Genomic DNA, 1694 nt, shown 5'->3' with positions numbered 1-1694 from the left:
GGCCGGGGCGCCGCGCACGGGTCAGTCGCGCCAGGTGACGCTGGCGGCGGGGCCGACGCGGTTGGCGCCGGACTCCCACTCGACGTTGCCCGCGCCGTCGATCTTGACCAGCTTCCACTCGGTGTCGGCGCCGATGGGGGCGGTGCCCGACCACACGGGGTAGGTGGACGCGTCGGTGGACAGCTTCACCCCGCTCGGGGGGTTCCAGGACCCCAGCCCGGGGGTGGAGCCGACCACGTACACCTCCTGGCCGTACCAGGTCTCCACGGTGGCGGAGACGTTGACCTCGCCCGGCTCGCCCGGCTCACCGGGGCCGCCGCCCCCGCACTCGGCCGGGTCGTCGCAGGTGCCGCCCACGTGCAGGGCGACGGCCCCGTTCGCGGGGACCCGGGCGCTGATCCGGCCGTCGGCGACGGTGAGGGTCCCGCTCCCGGCGGCGTTGTCGTAGCTGCCGTCGGGCAGGCCGGTGTCGGCGGTCAGGTTCCAGGTGCCGCCGGTCGCGTTGAAGGCGGCGAAGCCGCGGTCGCCCCGGTCGAAGGCGAGCCGGGAGGAGCCGTCGGTGGCGCGCTGGACGACGGGGGTGTCGCCGGTGGCGTTGCGGAAGGCGGCCATCCCGGCGACGGTCGGGTGGCGGTGCTCGCAGACCCACTCGGCGCTGGCGCAGTCGGTGTCGGCGGTGATCCAGCCCGCCGGGTTGCCCGCCGCCTCGCCGACGCTGGGCGGGCCCTGGGTGACGTTGGAGCCGAAGTCGTAGCTGGACATCACCACGGGGCGCCCGTAGGGGTGGGCCAGCATGAACGCCACGGCCAGGTGGTAGCGGTCGCCGTCCTTGAAGGTCAGGGTCGGGTGGTAGCGCTGGGTGTCGTGGTTGTCGACGAAGACGGTGGCCTGCTCGTCGGTGAGCCCGCCGTAGTCCGGCAGCTGGGCCAGGCCGGAGATGTCGCCTCCGGCGAACTTGTTGGAGATGTCGCGCTGGTAGTCGAAGGCGGTCACGCGGCCGTAGGGCGTGTAGGCGGTGTAGGGGATGGTCTGGTCCCCGTAGACCTCGTGGAAGACGTCGGGCTGACCGCCGAAGACCGGGACCTCGTTCAGGTCGGAGAAGATCGCGTCGACGTGGGCCTCGGGGACGTGCTTGGAGGCGTCCACGCGGAAGCCCCCCACGCCCATGTCCACCAGGCCGTTGAGGTAGCGGCGGATCTGCGCGCGCACCTCGGGGTCACCCGTGTCGAGGTCGGACAGGCCGACCAGCTCGCAGTTCTGCACCTCCCACTTGTCGTTCCAGTTGCTGATCTCCCTCCGGCAGGAGCTGAAGTCCTCCCCCGTGCGGGAGGCGGTGCCGTCGCCGAACAGGTCGGGGTACTCGTACTTGGCCCACTCCGTGCCCGCGCTGCCGGTGCCCGAGCCGTCGCCGGTCATGTGGTTGATGATCGCGTCGGCGTAGATCCTCACGCCGTTGTCGGCACAGGTGGAGACCATCGCCTGGAACTCCTCGGCGGTGCCGCGCCGGGTGTTGTCGATGCGGTAGGAGGTCGGCTGGTAGTCCTGCCACCAGGGGTAGTCGCCGCCCTCGGCGAAGGGGATGACCACGTGCTCCTGGGGCGGGGAGACCTGCACCCCGCCGAAGCCGTGGGGGCCGAGGAACTCCTCGCACTCGGTGGCGACGGAGTCCCAGTTCCACTGGAAGAGCTGGACGA

At 72.0% G+C, this 1694-nt stretch carries 1 protein-coding gene; it reads right to left on the bottom strand.

Translation table 11 applies throughout. The features are described from left to right. Window positions 1-21: 21 nt before the first annotated feature. Window positions 22-1694: carbohydrate-binding module family 20 domain-containing protein (locus DQW06_RS21900; protein WP_117199215.1), on the bottom strand; the 1673-nt coding region annotated here is incomplete at its 5' end.

Origin of the sequence: Nocardiopsis sp. TNDT3 (assembly GCF_003427465.1) — a bacterium.
Lineage (GTDB): Bacteria > Actinomycetota > Actinomycetes > Streptosporangiales > Streptosporangiaceae > Nocardiopsis > Nocardiopsis dassonvillei.
This window is presented reverse-complemented; position numbering and strand designations above follow the sequence as displayed.